The sequence below is a fragment of the Flavobacterium sp. CSZ genome, from assembly GCF_015350725.1.
In the GTDB taxonomy this organism is placed as follows: Bacteria; Bacteroidota; Bacteroidia; order Flavobacteriales; family Flavobacteriaceae; genus Flavobacterium.
The window spans coordinates 191,245-216,157 of record NZ_JADKPQ010000005.1 but is presented as its reverse complement, the minus strand read 5'-3'; the positions used below and the strand labels follow the sequence as shown (position 1 = coordinate 216,157).

At 34.2% G+C, this 24,913-nt stretch carries 17 protein-coding genes; 7 read left to right on the top strand and 10 right to left on the bottom strand.

What is annotated here, in order from left to right; genetic code table 11:
* Positions 1-51: 51 nt before the first annotated feature.
* The 4 genes from IRZ78_RS07920 to IRZ78_RS07905 all read left to right on the top strand — a co-directional run bounded on the left by IRZ78_RS07920 (position 52) and on the right by IRZ78_RS07905 (position 2,815).
* Positions 52-897, top strand: a complete 846-nt coding sequence (locus IRZ78_RS07920; RefSeq protein WP_194616011.1) for a methylated-DNA--[protein]-cysteine S-methyltransferase — start codon at positions 52-54, stop codon at positions 895-897.
* Between the two features lie 81 nt (positions 898-978).
* Positions 979-1,692 carry a 2OG-Fe(II) oxygenase gene (locus IRZ78_RS07915; RefSeq protein ID WP_194616010.1) on the top strand — a complete coding sequence of 238 codons (714 nt, stop codon included), beginning with the start codon at positions 979-981 and terminating at the stop codon, positions 1,690-1,692.
* 279 nt (positions 1,693-1,971) lie between these two features.
* Positions 1,972-2,217 (top strand): Ada metal-binding domain-containing protein, encoded by a 246-nt coding sequence (locus IRZ78_RS07910; RefSeq protein ID WP_194616009.1) that lies wholly within the window; start codon positions 1,972-1,974, stop codon positions 2,215-2,217.
* Positions 2,204-2,815: an alpha-ketoglutarate-dependent dioxygenase AlkB gene (locus tag IRZ78_RS07905; RefSeq protein WP_194616008.1), complete on the top strand. Its 612-nt coding sequence runs from the start codon at positions 2,204-2,206 to the stop codon at positions 2,813-2,815. Before IRZ78_RS07910 ends, IRZ78_RS07905 begins: the two co-directional genes overlap by 14 nt.
* A gap of 94 nt (positions 2,816-2,909) precedes the next feature.
* On the opposite strand, the gene IRZ78_RS07900 is transcribed toward IRZ78_RS07905, so the two are convergent.
* The gene (locus IRZ78_RS07900) at positions 2,910-3,665 is read right to left on the bottom strand and encodes an NUDIX domain-containing protein (RefSeq protein ID WP_194616007.1); all 756 of its coding nucleotides are present in this window, start codon (positions 3,663-3,665) and stop codon (positions 2,910-2,912) included.
* Between the two features lie 385 nt (positions 3,666-4,050).
* Here IRZ78_RS07900 and IRZ78_RS07895 point away from each other — a divergent pair, with 385 nt between their 5' ends.
* Together IRZ78_RS07895 and IRZ78_RS07890 are read left to right on the top strand one after the other, a co-directional pair.
* Positions 4,051-4,269: a hypothetical protein gene (locus tag IRZ78_RS07895; protein ID WP_228520404.1), complete on the top strand. Its 219-nt coding sequence runs from the start codon at positions 4,051-4,053 to the stop codon at positions 4,267-4,269.
* Positions 4,270-4,632: 363 nt separating this feature from the next.
* Positions 4,633-6,654 (top strand): DUF3857 domain-containing protein, encoded by a 2,022-nt coding sequence (locus tag IRZ78_RS07890; protein ID WP_194616005.1) that lies wholly within the window; start codon positions 4,633-4,635, stop codon positions 6,652-6,654.
* A gap of 52 nt (positions 6,655-6,706) precedes the next feature.
* On the opposite strand, the gene IRZ78_RS07885 is transcribed toward IRZ78_RS07890, so the two are convergent.
* The 9 genes from IRZ78_RS07885 to IRZ78_RS07845 form a co-directional block, all read right to left on the bottom strand.
* Entirely contained in the window at positions 6,707-8,932 is a 2,226-nt protein-coding gene (locus tag IRZ78_RS07885; protein ID WP_194616004.1) for a glycoside hydrolase family 3 N-terminal domain-containing protein, read from the bottom strand.
* A gap of 14 nt (positions 8,933-8,946) precedes the next feature.
* A complete protein-coding gene (locus IRZ78_RS07880; RefSeq protein ID WP_194616003.1) occupies positions 8,947-10,371 on the bottom strand; it encodes a glycoside hydrolase family 30 beta sandwich domain-containing protein in 1,425 nt (474 codons plus the stop codon).
* A 1-nt stretch (position 10,372) separates the two neighbouring features.
* Positions 10,373-11,212 (bottom strand): endonuclease/exonuclease/phosphatase family protein, encoded by an 840-nt coding sequence (locus IRZ78_RS07875; RefSeq protein ID WP_194616002.1) that lies wholly within the window; start codon positions 11,210-11,212, stop codon positions 10,373-10,375.
* Between the two features lie 203 nt (positions 11,213-11,415).
* The gene (locus IRZ78_RS07870; protein ID WP_194616001.1) at positions 11,416-12,888 is read right to left on the bottom strand and encodes a glycoside hydrolase family 30 beta sandwich domain-containing protein; all 1,473 of its coding nucleotides are present in this window, start codon (positions 12,886-12,888) and stop codon (positions 11,416-11,418) included.
* Between the two features lie 22 nt (positions 12,889-12,910).
* Positions 12,911-14,377 carry a glycoside hydrolase family 30 protein gene (locus IRZ78_RS07865; RefSeq protein WP_194616000.1) on the bottom strand — a complete coding sequence of 489 codons (1,467 nt, stop codon included), beginning with the start codon at positions 14,375-14,377 and terminating at the stop codon, positions 12,911-12,913.
* Between the two features lie 88 nt (positions 14,378-14,465).
* A complete protein-coding gene (locus IRZ78_RS07860) occupies positions 14,466-15,920 on the bottom strand; it encodes a glycoside hydrolase family 30 protein (RefSeq protein ID WP_194615999.1) in 1,455 nt (484 codons plus the stop codon).
* A 150-nt stretch (positions 15,921-16,070) separates the two neighbouring features.
* Entirely contained in the window at positions 16,071-16,961 is an 891-nt protein-coding gene (locus IRZ78_RS07855; RefSeq protein WP_194615998.1) for a hypothetical protein, read from the bottom strand.
* 11 nt (positions 16,962-16,972) lie between these two features.
* Positions 16,973-18,493 carry a RagB/SusD family nutrient uptake outer membrane protein gene (locus tag IRZ78_RS07850; RefSeq protein ID WP_194615997.1) on the bottom strand — a complete coding sequence of 507 codons (1,521 nt, stop codon included), beginning with the start codon at positions 18,491-18,493 and terminating at the stop codon, positions 16,973-16,975.
* Positions 18,494-18,508: 15 nt separating this feature from the next.
* Complete coding sequence (locus tag IRZ78_RS07845) at positions 18,509-21,670, bottom strand: TonB-dependent receptor (RefSeq protein ID WP_194615996.1); 3,162 nt, start codon at positions 21,668-21,670, stop codon at positions 18,509-18,511.
* Between the two features lie 345 nt (positions 21,671-22,015).
* Here IRZ78_RS07845 and IRZ78_RS07840 point away from each other — a divergent pair, with 345 nt between their 5' ends.
* Positions 22,016-24,886 carry a triple tyrosine motif-containing protein gene (locus IRZ78_RS07840; RefSeq protein WP_194615995.1) on the top strand — a complete coding sequence of 957 codons (2,871 nt, stop codon included), beginning with the start codon at positions 22,016-22,018 and terminating at the stop codon, positions 24,884-24,886.
* The last annotated feature ends 27 nt before the right edge of the window (positions 24,887-24,913 follow it).

Here is a 24,913-nt window from a genome sequence, read left to right as displayed (position 1 = left end):
TTTTATACCCGCAAAAACCAATCGATATTTGCATTATAAAATTGAACGAAAATGAACACACAGGAAAACATCAATTATAATCGAATTGCCGATGCGATCGATTATATCAAAGTCAACTTTAAGGATCAGCCTAACTTAGATGAGGTTGCCGAAAAAGTGCATTTAAGTCCGTTTCACTTTCAACGCTTGTTTACCGAATGGGCAGGAACAAGTCCAAAAAAGTTTTTGCAATATATTAGTGTTGAGCACGCCAAGAAAATCCTGAAAGAAAATAATAAAGTCACTTTATCTGATGCTGCTTTTGATACCGGATTATCAGGAACCAGCCGTTTGCATGATTTGTTTGTCAACATCGAAGGAATGACTCCTGCCGAATACAAAAATGGCGGTAAAAACTTAGAAATCAACTTCAGTTTTGCCGAAAGTCCGTTTGGGAATATCATTGTTGCTTCGACCAATAAAGGTGTTTGTTTTATGGCTTTCGCAGAAGATGAACAAACCGGATTCGAAAATTTAAAACACAAATTCCCAAATGCAGCATTCTCCCGAAAACTGGATTTGTCGCAACAAAATGCTTTGTTTATTTTTCAAAACGACTGGAGTAAATTATCTGAAATCAAGCTGCATTTAAAAGGAACCGATTTTCAATTGAAAGTCTGGGAAACGCTGCTAAAAATCCCGATGGGACAACTTTCTACTTATGGAACGATTGCACAACAAATTGAGAAACCAAATGCTTCAAGAGCTGTAGGAACTGCGATTGGCAGTAATCCTGTTGCCTTTTTAATTCCGTGTCATCGTGTGATTCAATCCTCAGGAAGCTTTGGTGGTTATATGTGGGGGAATACCCGTAAAACCGCTATTGTTGGTTGGGAAGGCGCCAAGGTAAATCCATAATAATTGTAAAATCGCAATTTTCAAAATTCCAAATTCCAATGACTAATCATCACTGGAAACTTTACTTAATCTCAAATTATTATGCAAAATATACAATCAAAAATTGCTTCCCTTAATTGGGAAAGCATCACCGAATCTATGCACGAAAATGGGTTCGCCATTATTCCAAATGTACTCGATAACGAACAATGCGAAGATTTAAAATTCGATTATGACAATCCAGCTTTATACCGAAAAACGGTCGTTATGGAACGTTATCGATTTGGTTTGGGCGAATACAAATATTTTAATTATCCATTGCCGGACTTGATTCAAACGATTCGGACATCTATTTATCCTAAACTCGCACCAATTGCAAATGCCTGGATGAAAGCATTGAATATAAACACCATTTTTCCTGAAACGCATGAAAAATTACTGGAACAATGTCACGCCAATAATCAACTTAAAGCAACTGTTTTGATTTTAAAATATGGTAAAAGTGGTTTTAATACCTTACATCAGGATTTGTATGGTGATGTTTATTTCCCTATTCAGATTGTGCTTTTCCTCAATAAACCCAATGAAGATTTTACCGGCGGTGAATTTGTTTTAACCCAACAAACTCCCAGAGCGCAATCGAAAGTAATTGTTTTAAAACCTAAGAAAGGTGATGTATTGATTTTTACGACTAATTTCAGACCCGTAAAAGGTACAAAAGGATATTATCGTGTAAATATGAAACATGGTGTTAGCGAAATTCATTTCGGTGAACGACATACATTGGGAATTATTTTTCATGATGCCCTTTCGTGAATATTTTTTTTCGCCACGAATTCACGAATTAGTTTTAAAATCTATGCGAATAGAATTAGTGTTATTTGTGAATTCGTGGCGAAAAAACTGCAAAATGTTAGACACACTGCAGTGCGTCTGTACAATAAAAAATGGTTATATATAATTCAACACGATAAATTTTCACGCAGATCTAGCAGATCTTAAAATCATTTTAATCCTCTAATCTGTGGCAAAAATTCACACAACCTGTTAGACGCAATGCAATGCGTCTCTACGATAAAAAATATCTCCAGAAAAATGGTACAACACGACAAAATTTCTGATTCAGATCTCCGGAATAAAATTAAAAATACGGAAATTTGCTTTGGAGGAAACCGAAAACTAAAAATCTACGGCACTTTAAAATGTTCGTCAGGAAAAAGAATGAAACGAGAAAACCGGGTTTTCTTTTTATCTGAAAATGACGCCAGTCAAAATGGATTCAGACCTTGCGGACATTGCATGAAAACCGAATATCAAAACTGGAAAAATGGACTTATTTAATCCCGAAACTGACGAAACGACTAACTTACTTCCTAAAAACGGAACCGTAAATTATTATGGCAAATTATTTTCGAGAGAAGCATCTAATCACTATTTGTATGTCCTTTTGAATACCATCGAATGGAAAAATGATGAAGCCATTATCTTCGGGAAATTAATTCTTACGAAGCGAAAAGTTGCCTGGTACGGAGATTCCGGGTTTGAATATACCTATTCGAATACCACTAAAAAAGCACTTCCGTGGACACAGGAACTATTGGAATTAAAAGCTATTATTGAACAGGAAACAGGAGAAACTTTCAACTCTTGTTTATTGAATTTATATCATTCCGGCGATGAAGGAATGGCGTGGCACAGCGATGCCGAAAAGGATTTGAAAAAGAATGGCGCTATTGGTTCGGTAAGTTTTGGTGCTGAAAGAAAGTTTGCTTTCAAACATAAAGAAACAAAAGAAACGGTTTCGTTAATCTTAGAGCACGGCAGTTTATTAGTTATGAAAGACGAGACACAAACCCATTGGCTGCATCGATTGCCGCCAACCAAAACAACATCAAAACCTCGTATAAATTTGACGTTTAGAACTATTGTTTCACAATAAAAATTAATTGAACCCTTAAGAGATTAAGGAAAATTAAGCTTTTAGACTTAATGAATCTTAATGTCTTAATGGTAAAAAAAAATTCGTGTTTTTTTTACCAACCCTGATTCAATCCGTTTTTAAGGACTTCTTCGTATTTATCTTTATCAAAAGTATAAAGGTTTGGCGCTTTGTGTGCTACGTTACTTTTCTTTTCGTCGAGTTTATTAAGGATTCCCATGTTGTTTATTTTACGTAGAAAGTTCCTTCTGTCCAGTTTTTTATCCAAAATGGTTTCATATAATTTTTGCAGCTCTGGAATTGTGAATTTTTCGGGCAATAAATTGTACCCTACCGGCATTAGGTTCAATTCGATTCTAAGCGTATTTAATGCTTTATCGAGAATTGCTGCATGATCTAAAATAAGTTCAGGCACTTCTTTATGGTCAATCCATTCTATAATTTCTTCTTTATTGACAGATTTTGGAATCGTTTTTAAAAAATCGACAAGAGCGTAATAGCCAATTGTAACAAAACGCTGCGTGAGCCATTTTCCTTTTGCTTCTTCGATCTTTAAATATTCTAAAACTTCTTTGCTAAAATGCTGATCGTTGCGTTTTATTTTTCCAAAAGTGGCAAATTGTCTCAAAAATATACCTTCTACTCCGGTTCTTTCATTTAAAACAGTCACCGCTGCGGTATCTATATCCTGATCGATTGGGATAAAACCGCCAGGTAATGACCACTTATTGCTATGCGGAATCTTAATCAATAAAACTTTAAGCTGATTGTCATGAAAACCAAAAATCACACAATCTATCGAAAGTCCGGGTTGATAATTTTGATTATTTTCTATAATGTCTTTTAACATTTAACTTTTATTAATTACAACTTTCGTTTTAGATTGGCTCTGCAATTTAAATCATTTTTATAAAACCGAAACATTTTTATCCAATTCAGCCTTAATAAATCTGAAAAAAACTGTCGCCGGAAAGAAGTGTTAAAATCACAATTTTTTAATTAAAAACAAACAACAAATTAAAAAAATAAGTACATTGCGTCATAATAACACATTACACATTTATTTTGTTGTTTTTTCAACTAATAAATGCCTGAAAAAAGTTATAACTTATTAATTATCAGTTTTAATATTGTAATTTTCACAGCAAGTCACAATACAAAATCTATTTAAGTATAGAACCATTAATGATTAGAATATGAGCATTCCTGATTTAGAAAAACTCAACAAAAAATTTATGAAGAAGATCTATTCTTCTTTTGGATTAGTATCAAAAAATGATCTTTTAGAAGCTTCTATAAAGTATAGCGAAGAGCAGGAAAAAATCTTCAACCAAATGATTGTTGAAACTGATGCAAAAAATAAAAAAGCAAAACGCGAAGCTTTTGACAAAGCATTATTTGCATCTTATAAAGGAATTGGCGCTATGGATTTTATAAATACTGTTTTAAAATAAATCCTGATTCCTGAAACATTGAGAAGATTCTTTTTTGACATATGATGCTTTTAAGATGAATAATCTAATAAATGTGAACCTTGCTACAAGCGAGGTTTTTTCATTTCTACAAAGTCCTCTACAATATAATATTACATTGCCCTGAGGCTTTTTTTTATTTTAATTTTAAGTTTAGTAGTAATAAAAAAAGATATTTTTTTTCGATTTCAATTGTCAATGTCAATAAAATGACGCAATTTTATTAAGAAAAATTAAATTAATTAATTTTAACAATCGTCAAGTAATCTCAAATCCCCACTTTTTGTGACTTCACGAAAAGGAGTTATACTTATATTAATTATTAGAAATATTAAAAACACATCGATGGAAAATCTTATTCAATCAGAGAATTACAAAATTCAAAAGCCAGCAGAATGGGCTACTAATATTAATGACAATCAACTTATTGAATACATTAAAGAATCAGATTTTGCAACTAAACAAATAGATGAAGGACGTGATTATTGCTATTTTTTAGATAAAATTTATTATACCAGTGATGAGGAAAATAGTGAATATGCTTGTGTAGCTTATACGCTGAACGAACCTGCTAATCTTGAAAATGCCTCGGTAATGGATGTTGTAGTCGAAGAAAACGAAACTTACATTATACACAGAATTAGCGTTTTAAGAGAAGGAGTTTTGGTAGATAAAATACCTGACACAAAAATTAAAGTACTGGACAGCGAAAACCAAAGTGACGGCGGTGTTTTAAGCAGCAATAAAAAAATTAATATTACCATAAAAGATTTACGCCTTTATGATGTTCTGATCATGGAAGATTCAAGGATAAAAGTCTTTACAGAACGTGACTTTTTACGCAAAGAATTTTCTAAGTTTGTTTGGGTTAGTCCAAGTACTTATTGGGCTTACGGAAGTTATAATTTTTCTTTCATCAATGATCGCAAGAAAAGAATTGCCTACAAAAAAACATTCTTTAGAGATGAAGACGGAAATGTATTGGCTCCGGAAATTAACTACTTAGAAAAAGGTCAAAGATTTACTATCGAAAAAGAAAACTACATCAATTTTGTAGATACCAATCGTGAAATTGCTCCTTTTATCGATTTTGCTACTGATAGTAACTGGATCGACTTATCGAATTATATTTCTCCTTTATATGAAGAGGTTTATGCTAAATCTTCTCTACAGGAATTTGCTCCTAATCTGGTCGAAAAACTGGATGCCATTACCAACAAAGATGAACAATTGCAGTTTGCGATAGACTATGTGCAAAATCATGTTTACTATGTTTTTAATGCAGATGAAATGAACGGTCACAAACCTCAGGAACCTTCTATCACGTATCAAAACAAACAAGGAGATTGTAAGGCAAAATGTGTTTTACTAAAAGTAATTTTAGATTATATCAAGGTTGATTCGTCTGTGGTTTTGGTTAATTTTAATACAGATCATTACCTGAAATATTACTTGCCATCTTTATTGACTTTTAATCATGTCATTGTAAAAATCGATTATAAAGGTGAAACGTATTTTATTGATGCTACAAGTCGTGATGAATTTGGATTGATTGAAAATCGCGGTTTTATTTACTTCATGCATTATTTGGAGGTAAAGCCAAATCAGGATTTACAAATAAAAAAATCGCATAAATTCCCTTATTATGGTATTAATGAAAAAGCTGATTTTAATGTTCAAAATAATATTGGGCAGCTTTCGTTAACCACAACTTACAAAGGAAACCGCGCCAATTACATGCGCAAGTATTTTAAAAATACTAATAAAAGAGAAATCATTGACAGCTGGAATAATTTCTTCTTTTATACTTTGAACTATAACAATGACCGAAACGGAACTGATGTTCGAAATATATTCAAAGACGCTACAATTGAAACGTTGAGTGATGATAAAAAACTGAACGAATATACTATCCAGTACAAGGCCAATGTTGAAGATCCGTATTATACAGATGCACAAAAGAATCGTTTCTTAATGTATTTTGATCGAAATGTGATTAAAAATAATGCCCGTGACTTCTTGCATACTGATATTGCTTTCTGGCATAATTTTGACAACGAAAAATACGAAATCAATCTTTATACGGATCAAAGAATAGATGTAGAAGAGAAATTTACGGTGCAGGAAAGCACGATTAAAAATCCGTATTTTGATTATACTAGCCGTAAAAAAATCACAAAAAATGGCGCTACCATAAATATTGATTTTACGCCATTGGTGAATTTAGAAATTCCGCCGGCAGATTTTGAAGAATTCAGAAATGCGCATCACGAGGTTGCAGACAGCAATTTTGGACTGGGAATTGACATCATAGAACAAGGTTTTATGAATTTGATGAAGTTTAATTTCAAAAAACTGGTAAAATAATTATAACAAAAAGGGCTTCAAATGAAGCCCTTTTTATTTGTGAATGAATTTCTTAAAGCAATTCAAAATTAGATTTTAATTTGATATCTGCTGATGAAGCTCCAATCATTACTTCGAAATCTCCCGGTTCTGCAACAAATTCTAATTTATCATTGTAGAAAGAAAGTTTCTCTTTGTCGATTGTAAATTCTATTGTTTTAGATTCCCCTGCATTTAATTTTACTTTTTGAAAATCTCTTAGTTCTAAAACAGGTCTTACAACTGATCCAAATTTATCTTTTAAGTACAATTGTACTACTTCTTCTCCGGCTACTTTCCCTACATTCGATAATTGAAATGAAACTTTAATGGTTTCATTATTTTTCATTTTAGTCGAAGATAATTTCAAATCAGAATAATTGAATTTGGTATAACTCAAACCGTATCCGAAAGGAAATTTAGGTGAGTTTTTAAGATCGATATAAGCCGAAACATAATTTTTCGAATCTTCGTCTTTCGCTGGTCTTCCTGTACTGTAGTGATTGTAGTAAATTGGAATCTGCCCTACTTCTCTCGGGAAAGTCATTGGCAATTTCCCAGACGGATTATAATCTCCAAACAAAACATTAGCGATTGCATTTCCAGCCTCAGTTCCTAACCACCAGGTGTATACAATTGCAGGAACGTTATCTGCAGTCCAGTTAAAAATAAGAGGTCTTCCTGCATTTACCAAAACTACAACCGGTTTTCCGGTAGCCTGAATTGCTTTTACTAAATCTTCCTGAACGCCTGGCAAATGAATATCGCTTCGGCTTTTTGCTTCACCGCTCATGTCGCGTCTTTCTCCTATACTCAAAATAACAACATCGGCTTGTTTGGCAGTGGCAACAGCTTCTGCAAAACCATCTTTGTTGTCTCCGTCGACTTCACAGCCTTTGGCATAAAGCAACTTGGTATTTTTACCTACTTTATTTTGTAAACCATCCCATTGCGAAACGATCCATTTATTATAATCAACCTCAGGTAATTCTACAGACCAGAATCCCATGTTTTCTTTGTACTCTTTTACCATTGGCCCGATAAAAGCTATCGTTTTCAGGTTTTTAGAAAGTGGCAAAGTTTCATTTTCATTTTTTAATAAAACGATACTTTTTTGAGCTACATCAAGAGCTGCTTTTCTGTGTTCAGGATTGTTCAAAGCTTTATCAGCTCTTTTTTGATCTGAATATTTGTACGGATCATCAAATAATCCTAATTCGAATTTCTTGCGAAGAATTCTTTTTACTGCATCATCAATTAATTCAACAGGTACTTTTCCTTCTTTAACCAAATCGGCTAAATGATATCTGTAAGCATTACTTTCCATATCCATATCGCTTCCGGCAGTAATTGCAGAACGTGCTGCGGCTTTAAGATCTTTCGAATATCCGTGTGCTACCATTTCGCCAATTGAACCCCAGTCAGAAACTACGAATCCCTGAAAGTTCCATTTTCCTTTTAAGATATCGCGTTGTAAATGTGCATTTCCTGTAGCAGGAATTCCGTTAAGGTCATTGAATGAATTCATAAAAGTAGCTGCTCCTGCATCAAGAGCTGCTTTGAATGGCGGTAAATAGGTTTCCCACAACATTCTTTCACTCATGTCTACTGAGTTGTAATCTCTTCCGCCCACTGCTGCACCATAAGCTGCAAAGTGTTTTACACAAGCCATAACAGAGTTTAAATCTCCCAGTTTATTTCCCTGAAAACCTTTTACTCTCGCGTAAGCAATTTTAGATCCCAGATAAGTATCCTCTCCTGCACCTTCCATAACACGTCCCCAACGAGGATCACGGCTAATGTCTACCATGGGTGCAAATGTCCAGTGAATTCCGCTTGCAGCAGCTTCTGTCGCTGCAACTCTTGCTGCTAATTCAATTGCTTGTAAATCCCAACTTGCAGCCTCGGCCAACGGAAGCGGGAAAGTAGTTTTGTACCCGTGAATAACGTCCTGACCAAACAACAACGGAATTTTAAGACGTGATTGCATTGCCAGTTCCTGATATTGTCTGGTGTATTTTGTACCCACAATATTTAACATAGATCCTACAATTCCGGATTTAATTTCGGCTTGTTTGTTCGGATTAATTGTGATTGGTCCTGTTGCAGAATTATCTCCCGTATATTGATTAAGCTGACCTATTTTTTCTTCGATGGTCATTTTTTTCAATAGAGCATTTACTTTCTGATCTATTGTTTCTTGTTGTGCCATCGCAAAAACCGATACCATCAACAAGGCAAATGTGGTTAATTTCTTCATGAATTTAATTTTGATTACCAAACATAAGTAGCCACAGCACCTGCGTTTAAGGTAGTTGAAAATTGTTTTTGATTGTATTTTATATTAAATGTTTCTGTTGTAGTCCCGTCGTTTTCTACAATTAAAACCGTTTGTCCTGATGGCGTTTTAAAAGCGACATTGTTTAAATTTCCGCTAATATTACTTCCAATTCTTACTGATCCTTCAGGAACAAATTTTGATGCGTGACCTATAATATAATACCCTACTTCTCTTTTTATATTCTGAGCCTGATCGATCATTAATGCTCCTTTACAAGTCGAACATCCGCCTGGTGTAAATGGTTTGTAATACTCATCATTTGCTAATCCCCATGATAATGCATTTACACTCCAGTTACGCATAGAACCAATTACAACATTTTTTACACTCCATTTTAGATCAGATTCGAAACTGCTTTTTGATCCTGTATATTGTTCGGTAAAATACAAATCTTTGTTTGGATATGCATCATGAACCGCAGATAATGCGCTGATATCTCCTTCGTATAAATGAAAAGCAGAACCTGCTACAAAAGGATTCGCTTTTGCATCTTTTAAAATCGTCAAAGGATATTCGGGTTTGTTGCAATTATGATCATAAATCACGATTTTGGTTTTGATTTTAGCTTTCGCGAAAGCGGGACCTAAATGATTGCCAATAAAATCTGCTTGTTGTTCAGCAAGCATTAACAAACTTGGATTGTTTCCCGGATGCAATGGCTCATTTTGAGGTGTAATCGCATCAATAACGATTCCGTGCGATTTCATTGCCTGAATGTATTTTACAAAATACTCAGCATAAACCTGATAGTATTTTGGTTGTAAACTTCCGCCTTTTGAGCTTCCGTTGTCTTTCATCCAAACTGGAGGTGACCACGGTGAACCCATAATTTTTATGTTTGGATTGATGGCTAAAATTTCTTTTAATAAAGGAACAACATCATTTAAATCAGGACCTAAATCAAATTTTTCCAGTTTTAAATCGGTTTCACCTTCTGGTAAATCATCATACGAAAAAACTTTTTCATTCAAATCAGAAGCTCCAATACTAATACGAAGGTAACTTAAACCAATGGCATCATTTTTTCTGGAAAACAATTCCTGAAGCAGGGCTTCTTTTTTTGCTTTATCCAATTTCAGGATTGCCTGAGCGCTTCCTCCTGTCAAAGAAAATCCAAAACCTTCGATGGTTTGAAATTTTTGAGAAGGATTTACCTCAATAGTCTGGTTTGAATTCGTTTCTGTATTAAAAACCAAATCATTTTGCTTTTGAAGTTTTAAAGACTCATCGGTTGTAGTGATCCACGATTCTGCTTTATTAGAAGTGGCTGCTGCATTTTTTGAAGTTCCGCATTTTATCTGAACTGCAATAAGTGGCAGTAAAAGTAAAATTTGAAGTTTTTTGTTGATGTTTTTCATTTTAATCTATTTCTATTAAAACAGGTAAATGATCCGATGGATATTTTAAATCTTTAGAATCACTTAAAACTGCATGTTTTTGAATTTTTAATCCACTGTTTTTTGAAACAAAAATATAATCCAGTAATAATGTTACAGGTTCGTTGTGCTTGAAATCGTTAAACGTTCCCGATGGCCCAAAAGGTTTTTCTTTTGAAACATCTTTGGTATCATCCATTACTTTTTTAATTTCTGCAATTTGTTTTGTATCAGGTTCTGAATTGAAATCTCCCATTAAAAAGGCTGGATATTTCTTTGTATTCAATTCGCTTATTTTTTTCAAAGCAAGCTGTACACCTTTTACCCTTGCTTCTTCGCCCATGTGATCAAGATGAAGATTAAAAACCCAAAATGTTTTTTTAGTTTTTAAATCTTTAAAAAGTCCGTACGTGCAAACTCTGTTACAGGCTGCATCCCAGCCTCTTGAAACTACATTTGGAGTTTCTGATAACCAAAATGTATTTGATTGCTCTACTTTAAAGCGATCTTTTTTATAATAAATCGTACACGCCTCGCCTGTTCCTCCTTCTTCTCTTCCTACTCCAAATTTGTTATAATTGGGCAAAGCCAATGCGATATCAGTTACCTGATTTGGCGTTGCTTCCTGCACTCCAAAAACATCCGGATTGTAAAACTGTATTTGAGAAGTAAAATAATCTTTTCGATTTGGCCATGCATTTTCTCCGTCAGAAGCAACATCTAAACGAATATTATAGGTCATGATTTTTAAATTTTGACCATAAAATGATCCACTTACAAAAAGTAGGAATAATACTAAAATAACTTTGTTTATCTTTTTCATGTTTAAAAAATTTTAATCGGTAAAGCTAATGTTTATATAGCCTTAAAGAAAAAAACCTATTTAAAAGTTATGTTAATTATGTACGTGAGAATAGTTAATATTAAATATATCATCTTAGTTTGCTTAAAATATTTTTTTAGTTTAAAATTCTTACACAATTAATTCCGGTTTTCTGTTTCCAGATAAACTTTAAAGATTTTAAATTATTTCCAGGTATAAGTAGCTACAGATCCTGCTTGCAAAGAAGTGGTTACCCATTTATCATTGAATTTAATATTAAATATTTCAGCCGCTTGTCCGTCATTTTCAACAATTAAAACTTTCGATCCTGATGGCGTAATAAAAGCTACATTTTGCAAATTCCCGCTTATATTACTTGCAATTCGTACTGATCCGGCCGGAATAAATTTAGAAGCGTGCGCTATAATATAATAGGCTACATTACGCTGAAAAGCTTCGTTTGACGTTACTGTTAATGCTCCTTTGCAAGTGTTACATCCGCCTGCTGTGTGAGGTTCGAAAGATCCGTTATTGGCCAAATTCCACTCTAGTGCATTCCTGCTCCAATTGCGCATTGAACCTATTATTACATTTTTAAGATGCCATTTTAAATCTCCTCCAAATTCTCCTGTAGAAGAAGTCCATTGTTCTGTGAAATAAATATTTTTATCCGGATATGCATTATAAACATTTGAAAGTGCACTGATATCTCCGGCATATAAGTGAAATGCTGAACCATCAACAAAAGGATTTGCTGCAGGATCTGCTAAAATTGCTTTTGGGTACTCTGGCTTATCACAATTGTGATCGTATGAAATAATTTTTGTCGTAATATTGGCGGCTTTAAATGCAGGGCCTAAGTTGTTTTTAATGAAATTGGTTTGCTCTAATGCCGACATTTCCATACTTGGATTATTTCCGCCATGAAGAGGCTCGTTTTGAGGTGTTACAGCATCAATAACAATTCCTTCCGCTTTCATTTGCTGAATGTATTTTACAAAATATTTGGCGTACACATCATAGTACTGAGTTTGTAATCTTCCTCCAATAAAACTGTCTTTGTCTTTCATCCAAAGTGGAGCTGACCAGGGCGTTGCTAAAATTAAAATCTTAGGATTAATGGCTAGAATTTCTTTTAAAAGAGCAATTACTCCTGTTTTATCTTTATCTAAACTAAATTTCGCTAAATCTAAATCAGTACTTCCGGTTGGAAGATCATCATAAGTAAAAGGTGATGCATTCAAATCAGAAGCTCCAATACTGATTCTGATATAACTTACGCTAATAGAATTCTCTCCCGAACCAAACAATTCCTGCAAAAGTGCAGTTCTTTTGGCTGCTGTTAATTTATAAATTACATCAGCACTTCCGCCGGTTAAAGTGTATCCAAAACCGTCTACGGTTTGGTATTTCTGAGCAGCATTTACTTCAATATTTGCATATGAATTACTCACAGTACCAAATCCTAAAATTCCGGTTTGTTTTGCTAATAATGCACTTTGGTCTCCTTTTGTCAACCAAAAGTCGACATCGTTGGTTACCACAACAGGAGGGTTTACTACTGGGGGGGGCACCACGGGATCGACGGCATCATTAGACGAAGAGCATTTTGCCTGAGCAAATACTGCGAGTGCTAAGAACAATACTTTTATCGTGTTTTTAAAGTTTAATTTCATTTTATAGTTTTTAGGTCAGCCATTAGTATACAATAGTTTGCATAGCATGGGCCGGGATAGTTATAGTATTTTGCAAATCGTGGTTGATTACGGTATAAACAATCTCCTTGTCTGATTGGTTCATGACAACTGTAATTATTTTGTCATCAGAGTTTTTAAAGGAAGTGCTTATTAAATTCTTATCGCTTATGGTTTGAATAATTCTTTTTGCTCCCGGGCGAATAAATTTCGAAAGATGTCCAATATAATAATACATTGGTGTGTAGATTAGCTCATCTTTTGTAGTATCGGCATGAATGGGTGCAAAACAAAAATTCCCCACATGATTAGGTCCCCCGTTCTGGTCTAAAAGAATGTTCCAGTCTGTCCAGGCAACGGTTCCGTTATTGAAATCGTTGATCATATTAAGTCCGTATCGTTCTGCATTTCCCCAGAACTGAAATTTAGTCGCATCGAATTTTTCTATACAGCCTTCTGTAAAAATTAAATTTTTATCCGGAAATGCTTTGTGAACCTCGCCTACCGATTCAAATTTTGGAGTACCACCGTTCCAGGTTTCGTACCAGTGAAATCCAATTCCCCAGGCATATTTTGATACTTCAGGATCAGAGAAAACCAAATTGGCTCTTGTAGTTAGCATATCACCGCGGTTATGATCCCAAATGATCACTTTTTTATCGCCAAGTCCTTCTTTTTCTAAAGTTGGTCCCAGAAAGTTTTTTACGAAATCTCTTTCCGCTTCGGGAGTATAGATGCACGATTCCCAACGTTGTTTGGCCATTGGCTCGTTCTGGATCGTTAATCCCCAAACCGGAATTCCTTCTTTTTCGTAAGCTTTTATAAATTTAGCATAATAATTTGCCCACGATTGGGCAAACTCAGGCAATAAAACGCCGCCGTGCAAAATATCATTATTGTCTTTCATGAAAGCTGGGGGACTCCATGGGCTAACAAATAAAGTTAATTTCCCGCCGGCTGTTTCAATTGCTTTTTTAATGAGTGGAATTCTGTATTTTCTATCGTGATCGATATTGAAGGTTTTTAAATCTTTGTCACCTTCCTGGACATAAGTATAACTGTCGCTGCTAAAATCGCAACTGTGAATATTTGTTCTTGCAAGGGAATAACCTATTCCTTTATTCTTATTGTAATAAGCAGTAAGAAATTCTTGTTGTTTTTTTGGTGATAGTCTGGCAAAAACTTCAGCACTTGCATCTGTTATAGCCCCACCAATTCCCAGAAAAGTCTGGTCTGTCTTATTAATATCTAATTGTATAGAAACTGTTGAATTTGTTTGTTGTAAAGTTGGTTTTGAAATTAAATTATTAGATAATGATAATCTCAAATTTGTGTTTTCTGCAGTAGTATAAACCTCTATTTTTTTATTTTTTGAGGATGTATGAGCATTTTGCCCAACAACCTTTGATGAAGAACAAATTAATTGTAGAACTGCTATTGGAGCTATTAAAATTCTATTGATGATTTTCATAGTATTTTCAAAAAACGATTTAATTTAAATTAAAAATTGAGGGCTAATTTGGATGATTCAAATTAACCCTCTTTCTACTAACAAAACATTAATACACAAGCGTTTGTATTGCATGTGCAGGAATTTTAACTACTGCCTGTTCAGCTCCTATAATCAACTTATAGTCTATTGCTTTATCTGTTTGGTTCATGACAATTGTAGCCATTGTACCATCAGCATTCAAAAATGATGTACTTAATAAAGCGCTTCTGCTTACTGCTGAACTTACTCTTTTTGCATTTAGGCGAATGAATTTTGAAAAATGCCCAATATAATAGTATGACGGAGTATAAATTAATTCTCCTGTTCTTGTATCAGCATGAATTGGCGCGAAACAAAAATTACCAACATGATTAGGTCCTCCGTTTTGATCCAGAAGAATGTTCCAGTCTGTCCATCCGGCAGTTCCGTTATTAAAATCATTAATCATAGAGATTCCGTATCTTTCTCCGTTACCCCAAAATTGATATTTTGCAGCATCAAATTTTTCAACGCATCCTTCTGTAAACATTAAACCTTTGTCTGGATATGCTTCGTTAACTTTTGCAACATTTTCAAACATTGATGATCCTCCTGACCAGTTTTCATACCAGTGAAATCCCATTCCCCAAACATACTTTGAAGCTTCCGGATCAGAGTAAATTACATTGGCTCTGTAATTCATTAAATCACGATTATGATCCCAGGCGATAATTTTTACATCGCCTAATTTTTCTTTTTTCAATGTTGGACCAAGGAAATTTTTAATAAAATCTCTTTCGGCTTCTGCTGTGTAAATACAAGATTCCCAAGTTTGAACGGCCATTGGTTCATTTTGAGTAGAAGTACCCCAAATAGGAATTCCTTCTTTCTCATAAGCTTTTATAAATTTGGCATAAAAGTTTGCCCAGGTTTGATAATATTCCGGTAGTAGTGTTCCGCCTTTCAGAACATTTCCGTTGCTTTTCATAAAAGCATTTGGAGACCATGGTGCAGCATAGGTCATTAATTTACCACCTGCTGTCTGGATGGCTTGCTTAATCAACGGAATGCGAAATTGTCTATCGTGATCAATAGTAAACGTTTTTAACTCTTTATCTCCTTCTTCGATATAAGAATAGCTTCCACTGCTAAAATCAGAACTTTGTATCGTGGTTCTTAGCAATGAATAGCCTATACCTTTTTGTTTATCATAGTAGGCGTTTAAAAATTCTGTTTGTTTTTCTTTTGAAAGTTTAGCAAATATTTCGGCACTTGCATCTGTAATAGCCCCTCCAATTCCTAGAAAAGTCTGAAACTTTTTTGCGGGTTGCACAAAAACAGCTGTTTCTACTTCGAGAGGTTGCTTAGCAGCTGTAAAAGTAAGATGATCTGTAGAGGTTAATCTTAAATTTGAATTTTCAGCTGTGGTATAAACCGTTATCTTTTTTCCATTGGTTGTAAACTCTTTTTTTGTTTTAGGTTGTTGGGCAAAGGCCGCTAACGAAAACAAAAAACATAGCGCTTTTAAACTATTTTTTTTCATTCTTTTCTAATTTTTTTTAAATTCTAAATTGAAACTTTTTGTGAACTCGTCTTCACTAAAAAAGTTTCCGCCAGCTTACGGACTTAAAAAATAGCCCATACTCATACTGATTATGGGCTATTTACAACCAAACTTAAACTTAACTTAAACTTATTTTCCTCTGAATTCTACTTCAGTAATTTTAATTCCTGTTGGCGTAAATCCGTTACCACCACTTCTGATTACTAAATAGACTTTACCCGTTTCTGAAAATTTCACAACATTACTTACTTTTCCTGCAGCAGTATTTTTCACACATCCTACAAGCGATAGTTTTCCTTCAAATGCTGCTTTTCCACAGCCATCTCCAGAACTTAATCCCATAACTTTGTTGTCTCCATATTCAACTCCTGAAGTTGGAACTGTTTTTCCAGCATATACTTCAAACCAAAAGTCTGGAGATCCGCTTGTTGCAGCTACAAACATATCTATTGTGTATTCTTTATCTTTTACAACATCAATTGCCTGATAGATTCCTTCTTGATTCCATGTAGTTCCACTTGCATTTATCGTTGCAAATCCAGGTGTAAATGTCCATGAAGCCAATCCATTAGTATTAAGGTGTAAATTTGTCCATTGTGCCTGGTCAGCAGCGTCTAAGAAACTACTTCCTTTTACTAAATTTCCTTTTTCAGGATCATTTGCTGCAACAACAAGATCCTGAGTAGTAGCATTAGTTTTTCCACCACGACCTACAGCCGTATGCACTATTTTATATGTTCCTTTATCCGGTAAAGAAATTTCCAATTCCATTTTCCCGTAATATTCAACTTTACCTACTTTCCAGTAAGAAGTCAGAACATTCTTTTTAACTGGTTCCAGTAAGTATGTATTTACTTTTCCTACTACAGGAATAATTGTAAATGAAGCATCAACATTTGGATCTTCAAGTCCGTTGCCAGCACCTGCTGTATCAGGCTCACAACTTACTATTATGGTACCTAATGTTGCCAAAGCCAACATTAGGTATATACTCTTTTTAAAAATTATATTTAAACTCATATGATTTTTATTTAATTGTTATAGTTAGGGTTTTGAACAATTTTAGTGTTTTCTAATTCTTTGAAAGGAATTGGCCAAATTTCGTTTTTGCCAGCCTGGAATCCTTTAGATGCCAATGCAGCAGCCGCTTTTCCTGTTCTCACTAAATCGAACCAACGGTGTCCTTCTCCTGCTAATTCTTTTCTTCTTTCTAATGCAATTGCATCTAAAGAAACCGGAGTTGACCCTAACCCTACACGTGCTCTTACAGCATCAAGTAACGCTTGTGCTCTTGCTCCTGTACCTCCTAATGCTTCAGCTTCCATCAAATAAGTATCTGCCAAACGAATTGCATAAACATCTTGCTTATAATTTAAAGCTGTTGCTCCACTACCTGTAGAAGTATCTGAGTTTAAAGGCATGAATTTTCTAAGGAAATATCCTGTATCATCGTAGTTTGGAGCCCAATCTGCTTGTCCAGCATCTTTCAATGCTTTCATGTCAAGAATCGTAGCATCAAAACGAGGATCTCCTTTTAGAACATCATACAAACTTTGTCTTACGGTATTGAAACTCCATCCTGAAACAAAATCCGGTGCAGTTGAATTAGTAGATCTGTTATATCCTCTAGGTCCTACCATAATACAAACAGAGTTTCCTTCATCTTTTCCTCCACCCCAAAAGCCCCAATCGGCATTACTTTTATCTGTATGAACAATTTCGATAATAGCTTCTGAGTTAAATTTGTTACTTACCTTCCATAAATCAGCGAATTTCTCTACCAATTTATATCCATACATACTTGTTCCTCCAGGAGTACCATTTACATCAGCAAATTCTGCTGCTGATAATGCGTTTTTTCCTTCGTATAAATAGACTTTTCCTAACAATGCTTTTGCTGCTCCCTGAGATAAACGACCCGCTTCCTCTGTCATATTTGTAATTTTAACAGGTAAACCCGGAATCGCTTCTTTTAAATCTTTTTCTATTTGTGCGTATATTGCTTCCGGAGTCGCCTGAACTACATTAAATATATCCGCTGTTTTAATTGGCTCTAATATCAATGGGATATTTCTGAAAGTACGCACTAATTCAAAATAATAATAAGCGCGTAATGCTTTGGTTTCAGCAGCAAATCTTCCTTTTTTAGCTTCATCCATTGGTACTGCCGGTAATTTTTGAAGCAATACGTTTGCTCTAAAAATTCCCTGATAAAAATCTCCCCAAAAACTACCCGGAATTGTAGACTGGCTAAGTGAATAATCTGCAAATGCATGTATTCCGGCACCGTCTGTTGCACCACCACCAGCTGCATTAAAATCATCTGAACCTGCATTTAACATACAGATCATATTTTCAAATCCTTTAGACTGCTTACCAATTATATCATAGACAGCCACTAATCCTGCATAAGCCTGGCTTTCATTTTTGTAATAATTAGCCTCTAGTGAAGTTCCTTTCGGCTCTACAGTTAAAAAATCCTCACTGCATGAAAGGGCAGTAAATAATGCTCCGCAAACAACAAGTGAATATTTTATATTTTTTAGTTTCATGATTCTTGTTTTTTATTAAAATTGTAAATTAACTCCCAACATTACAGTTCTAGCCTGAGGATAAATACCTCTGTCTATACCCATAACGTTTCCTGATGCACTATTTGCTCCAATTTCAGGATCATACCCAGTATACTTAGTAAAAGTGAATAGGTTCTCTCCAGTTAAATACACTCTTGTTTTGTCTAAACCAATTTGACTGATCGTTTTAATTGGCAATGAATAACCAAGCTGAATTGTTTTGATTCTTACGTAATCTCCTTTTTCAAGATAAAAATCAGATGGATTATTAAAGTTTTTGTTTGTATCATCAGATGTTAATCTTGGATAAGTATTTGATGTACCTTCTCCTGTCCAACGACCTAAAGCTTTAGTTTGGTAATTAGAGTTTTCAATATCTAACCTACGTAACCCCTGGAAGATTTTGTTTCCTGCAGCTCCCTGAGTAAAGATCATTAAGTCGAAATTTTTGTAATCTACATTAACTGTAAATCCAAAAGTATATTTTGGTATTGGGCTGCCCAGAAATTTTCTGTCATCTGCAGTAATCTGACCATCACCGTTAACATCTGTCCAACGGAAATCTCCCGGTTTAGCATCTGGTTGAATTAATCCTCCTGAAGCATTTCTATACGCATTAATTTCAGCTTGGTTTTGGAAAATACCTGCTGTTTGAAATCCGTAAAAAGATCCGTAAGGTTGTCCTACTTGTGTTCTTGTAATATCATAAGTCATCGCTTTAAATTGTTCTCCTGTTGCAAGGAAACCAACTCCACGTCCTAAAAACGTTACTTCATTTTTCAGGTAAGATACATTTCCACTTAAACCAAGATTTACCTGCCCTAATTTTTTACGCCATCCTAATTCTAAATCGATACCTTTATTTTGCATGTCAGCAACGTTTCCTGTTGGGTTTCCTGAACCAACATAACCTGGCAATGCAATTTCCTGTAGAATTCCTTTAGTTTTCTTAACGTACCAGTCAAAAGATACATTAAAATCAGAGAAAATTGTAGCATCAAATCCAATGTTAGTTTGGCTTGTTTCTTCCCATTTCAAATCTGGATTTGAAGGTGCATTCGGGCTGTTACCAATAGTTACAGATCCAGATGTACCAATTGTATAGTTACGACCGTCTCCAATAGTTGCCAAATATTTGAAATCTCCAATATTATCATTACCCGTTACACCGTAACCTCCTCTGAATTTTAATTGGTTTACTACTTTATTTTCAATCCAAAATGCTTCTTTTGAAGGAACCCAACCTAACGAGAACGAAGGGAATGTTCCGTATTTATTGTTTGAACCAAATCTTGAAGATCCGTCTCTACGAATAATACCCGTTAATAAGTATTTTTCTTTGAAATCGTAAGTTAATCTTGAGAATAATGAAGTTACTCTATGCTCATTTCCTGTACTAGCGGTAGCATTAATTTGATCTTTTGGAAGGTCAAAGTTAAAAGATGCATCTGTATAACTATCTACTGGTAAGTTAGTATACGTAATTGTAGTACCACTATTTCTATTGTCTACATACGCACCCTGACCTACTAAAACACTAAAGTTATGATCACCTATACTTCTTGTATAAGAAGCAACATTCTCAATATTCCATCCGAAACCTTGATTGGTATTTCTTGAAAGGTTATTAACCTGTGTAATATTTGTCGAGTTCAAATAAGAAACTGGTGTGAAGTTTTCATAACCCCAATACGCTAATTTACCTCCTACAGTAGTTCTAAATTTTAATCCTTTTATTGGCTCAATTTCCAAATAAGCATTTCCAACAAAGTTGTCTGCCCAGTTGTAATTTCCTAATCTTGTTTGTGTATAAGCTAAAGGATTAGACATTTCCTGAGTCACCATAGTAGAAACACCATAAGGATTTCCGTTAGCATCTCTTAAAATTCCTTTACCTTTACCATCAATACCTACAGAATAAGGCGCATTTCCAGCCATATTAGGATCTGTTACAATAGCAGGAGTAATTGGATCTAAGTTAATTGCAGAACTTAATGGTCCTCCAAATTCACTGTTTGTATTTCCTAATCCTACTGTTTTCTCTCTGGAAAAACCTAAAGTCTGACCAAAAGTCATCCATTTAGTTATTTTATGAGTAGAGTTTAAACGAATGTTTTTTCTGTTGTAGTGAGAAATATCTGTTGTTACAATACCTTCCTGATCTAAAAGACCGAAAGAAACATAAAAAGTAGAAACATCATTTCCTCCTGATAAGCTTAACTCTTGTCCAATACGTGCTGCACTGTTATTAAAAATCTCTGATTGCCAATTTGTTCCCGTTCCATATGAACTAGGGTTTGCAAAAGGTAATTGAAAAGTATCTGTTGGAGATTTTTTAACATATCCGTTTGCATACTTTTCATTTCTTAAAGTTGCGTATTGAGTAGCATTTAAAAGATCCAATTTTCTTGCCGGACCAGAAAAACCAGTATAACCATTATAGCTTACACTCATTTTACCTGATTTTCCTTTTTTAGTCGTAACGATAATTACCCCAGCTGCTGCTCTTGCACCATAAATAGCTTGAGAAGCCGCATCTTTTAATACCTCCATAGAGGCAATATCAGACTGGTTCAAGTAACCTATTCCTCCCGCATCAACTACTACACCATCTATAACCCATAACGGATCGTTGTTTCCTAATGTAGTTATACCACGCACACGAATGGTAGATGAAGCTCCAGGTTGCCCTGAACTTGCTGCAACTGTAACCCCTGAAACCCTTCCTTGCAAAGTTTGCTCCACTCTTGTTATAGGTAAATTTTCGATATCCTGAGCTCTTACTTTAGAAATAGCTCCTGTTACAACCGTCTTCTTTTGAGTACCATATCCTACAACAACCACTTCATTTAAAGATTGTGATTCCGGCTTTAATTGAATCGACAGTTTTGTTCTTCCGTTTAAAGCTTCAGTAACTGTAGCATAACCTATAAAAGTAACCGTCAAAACTCCGTTTGAAGGAACTTGTAATTGGAATTTTCCATCAAAATCAGATGCAGTAGACTTTGTAGTACCTTTTAATAGAATTGTTGCGCCTGGAACTGGCATTCCACTTTCATCATTTATTATTCCACTTACTGTGACATCCTGGGCCGCAGCTATAACCGAGAATAACAAAGACGAAACACAAAAAATAAGTAATTTTGTTAATTTCATTTTTCTAAAAATTTTGGTTAATTAATTAGTAATTTGATGCAATAATAATGTTAATTTTTCACTACTCGCAACTAATTTTCACTACAAAAACACATCAAATCAAATTTTATTACATTACAAAAACACATCAAATTTTATATAAAATATTAATTATCAATTAATTAAAATTAAAATTTAAGATGTTATGAAAATGTTAATTATAAAAATAAACACTACACTAGTATGATAATGCTTATTTTTATAAAAAAAACAGCTTCCTATATCGTGATAGTAGAGAAAAAATAAACTTAAACCACTACAAAAGAAATAGTTAACTATTAAAAAATTAAAAAAAATCAAAACCCCATGCAATTGATAAAATCATATTTTATTATAATTTTTTTTACATTATTCTCAATTACACTTTTTGGGCAAGTTAAAAGCATCGGACTTCCTGAGGTAAGAAATTACAAGCGAAATGAATATAAAGGAGGAACACAAAACTGGAATATTGATCAGGATAAAAACGGAAATTTATATTTTGCCAATAATAATGGTCTTTTACAATTCGACGGATCTTCATGGCGAAAATATCCATTACCCAATCTAACTTCTGTGCGATGTTTAAAAATAGATGACTCGGGAAAAATCTTTGTTGGCGGTTATAATGAATTTGGATTTTTTAAACCTGACAATAAGGGAAAACTGGAATATACTTCTCTGTCCAAAAAGGTGGATAAAAACAAAATCAAAATCATCGATTTTATCTGGAAAATTCACTCTTTAAATAATGAGACCATTTTTCAATCCTTCGCACGGGCCTATATTTTAAAAAACGGAAAATTATCGATCTTAAAAGCTCCTAAAAGATTTCAATTTTCATTTGTATTAAATAACAAACTTTACTTTCAGGATGTCGAAAAAGGAATCTTAGAATATCGAAATGACGGATTATATCCATTACTCAATACCACAGCCCTGAATAATACCGAAATATGGGGCATGTATTCTTTATCAAAAGGCAAGACACTTATAATAACGCTTGAAAAAGGATTATTCATTTACGAAAACAATACCATCACACCGTGGGAAACTGAAGCAAATAATTTTGTTAGAAAAAACAACTCATTAGGAGGCGCTATAATAAATAAAAACTTCATTGTTTTAAACTCTGTTTTGGACGGTGTTATCATTTGTGATTTTAATGGTAAAATAATTCAACATCTTAACAGAAAAAAAGGCTTACAAAACAATACTGTCCTAACCTCATTTATTGACAACAAGAACAACTTGTGGCTTGGATTAGACAACGGTATCGCTTTTTTAAACGAAAGTTCTCCATTTACCTACTTCGGATTCAGCTACGACATTAGTACCGTCTATGCCTCGGTAATTCATCAGGGCAACCTATACGTTGCAACCAATCAGGGTGTTTTTTATCATGCCTGGAATAATAGTTTTAAGGAAGATGTTTTTAAACTTGTAGAAGGAACGACTGCGCAGTCATGGAATGTTCAGGTAATAGAAAATCAGCTTATTTGTTCTAATAACAGAGGAGCACTGGCCATACAAGGAGGAAAAGTAACGCATATTATAGATTCTAAAGGATATTTCGGCTTTAAAAGTATGCCCAATCATCCCGGCTTTTTTATTGGTTCCAATTACGACGGATTTGCTATTTTTCAAAAAACAGGAAATGGCCTGATATTCAAAAATCAAATTTCAGGTTTTGATAAATCATCCAATAGTTTTGAGCTTGATGAATCTTACTTATGGCTTAAAAAAGATGAATCTATCTACAAAATGCAGCTTAGCAGTGATCTGACAAGATTTATCTCTATCAAAAAAATAAATCATTTATCTCCGCAATACAAAAACATTGGCAGCCTCCAGAAAATTGATGGAAAAATCTACTTTCAGACCAACAATCACTTTTACAAATTCTCAAAAGAGCAGGATTTGTTTTATGAAGACAAAAAACTGTCGGCATTATTCAAAAACATTCCTATTATAAACGCTTTAAGCGAAGACTCACAATCGAATTTGTGGTATGCCTTTGATGAATCTTTAGGGGTATTAATGAAACAGAATGATCAATACAAAAATGTCGTTGCACCTTTCTCGAACTTAACAGGTAATCTGGTAAATAGTTATTTGTCTGTAAATACAATCGATTCAAAAAATATTTTTATCGGATTAACAGACGGATTAGCTCATTACGATTCTGAGCTGCTCAATAATTTTGTAACCAAGCCCAAGGCATTTATACGAAGTTTTTCATTTCCCGGAGACACGATCGTTTTGGGAAACAATCAGCATAAAACAGAAAATATCCGTATCCCCTACTCTTCCAATCATGTGCGCTTTACATTTTCATCTCCTATATATGAAAATCTTGAAAATGTCGAATTCTCTTATCAATTAGAACCTTTTGATGATAAATGGAGTAACTGGTCTACGATTTCTATTAAAGAATATACCAATTTAAGAGAAGGCGAATATACCATGAAGGTAAAAGTCAGAAACAGTTACGGGATTCAATCTGAACCTTCGACACTTTCTTTTATGGTGTCTCCTCCGTGGTACAGACACTTTCTAGCCTTCATGTTTTATTTTGTATTAATTATGGTAGCGGTATATTTAATTTCGGCCAGGGTAAAAATGAAAATTCGAAAAAATAAATATTACGAAACGATTGAACAGAGAAGACTTTATCTTGAAAAAGAATCTAAAATAAGACAGGAACAATTTGATCTTGAAAAAGAAATCGAGAAACTTAAAAACGATAAGCTTCAGATAAAAATATTAGCAAAAGACAAAGAGTTAGTAAACAATTCTTTGCAGGTCGTGAAGAAAAATAAAATCCTGAACGGAATTATTCATAAACTTAAAGAAATCGACGTTGATGCCCTTGACGATTCGACAAAATTCCAGGTGAGTAAATTGAACAAAAGCATTGTAAAAGAAGTAAACACAGACAAAAGCTGGAAAGATTTAGAAAAACACATCAAAAACGTTCATTTTGAATTTTTGAAAAGGTTAAAAGAAAAATACCCTACAATTTCGCCACGAGAACTCGATCTTTCTACTTATTTATTAATGAATATGTCAACAAAAGAGATCGCCGAAATTATGAATATTTCTACCGGCGGTGTCGAACTGGCACGTTATCGATTACGAAAAAAACTTGGTTTAAATAAAAAGGAAAATTTAATTGGTTTCTTAATGAGTATCTAAAACAAAAAATCCATCAGCCGCCACTGA

Bases quoted from the DNA above. Each gene is read 5' to 3' on its own strand.
- IRZ78_RS07900 (WP_194616007.1), bottom strand. From the start codon at position 3,665: ATGTTAAAAGACATTATAGAAAATAATCAAAATTATCAACCCGGACTT.
- IRZ78_RS07855 (WP_194615998.1), bottom strand. From the start codon at position 16,961: ATGAGTTTAAATATAATTTTTAAAAAGAGTATATACCTAATGTTGGCT.
- IRZ78_RS07885 (WP_194616004.1), bottom strand. From the start codon at position 8,932: ATGAAGAAATTAACCACATTTGCCTTGTTGATGGTATCGGTTTTTGCG.
- IRZ78_RS07865 (WP_194616000.1), bottom strand. From the start codon at position 14,377: ATGAAAATCATCAATAGAATTTTAATAGCTCCAATAGCAGTTCTACAA.
- IRZ78_RS07860 (WP_194615999.1), bottom strand. From the start codon at position 15,920: ATGAAAAAAAATAGTTTAAAAGCGCTATGTTTTTTGTTTTCGTTAGCG.
- IRZ78_RS07845 (WP_194615996.1), bottom strand. From the start codon at position 21,670: ATGAAATTAACAAAATTACTTATTTTTTGTGTTTCGTCTTTGTTATTC.
- IRZ78_RS07915 (WP_194616010.1), top strand. From the start codon at position 979: ATGCAAAATATACAATCAAAAATTGCTTCCCTTAATTGGGAAAGCATC.
- IRZ78_RS07880 (WP_194616003.1), bottom strand. From the start codon at position 10,371: ATGAAAAACATCAACAAAAAACTTCAAATTTTACTTTTACTGCCACTT.
- IRZ78_RS07905 (WP_194616008.1), top strand. From the start codon at position 2,204: ATGGACTTATTTAATCCCGAAACTGACGAAACGACTAACTTACTTCCT.
- IRZ78_RS07840 (WP_194615995.1), top strand. From the start codon at position 22,016: ATGCAATTGATAAAATCATATTTTATTATAATTTTTTTTACATTATTC.
- IRZ78_RS07890 (WP_194616005.1), top strand. From the start codon at position 4,633: ATGGAAAATCTTATTCAATCAGAGAATTACAAAATTCAAAAGCCAGCA.
- IRZ78_RS07910 (WP_194616009.1), top strand. From the start codon at position 1,972: ATGGTACAACACGACAAAATTTCTGATTCAGATCTCCGGAATAAAATT.
- IRZ78_RS07875 (WP_194616002.1), bottom strand. From the start codon at position 11,212: ATGAAAAAGATAAACAAAGTTATTTTAGTATTATTCCTACTTTTTGTA.
- IRZ78_RS07870 (WP_194616001.1), bottom strand. From the start codon at position 12,888: ATGAAATTAAACTTTAAAAACACGATAAAAGTATTGTTCTTAGCACTC.
- IRZ78_RS07850 (WP_194615997.1), bottom strand. From the start codon at position 18,493: ATGAAACTAAAAAATATAAAATATTCACTTGTTGTTTGCGGAGCATTA.
- IRZ78_RS07895 (WP_228520404.1), top strand. From the start codon at position 4,051: ATGAAGAAGATCTATTCTTCTTTTGGATTAGTATCAAAAAATGATCTT.
- IRZ78_RS07920 (WP_194616011.1), top strand. From the start codon at position 52: ATGAACACACAGGAAAACATCAATTATAATCGAATTGCCGATGCGATC.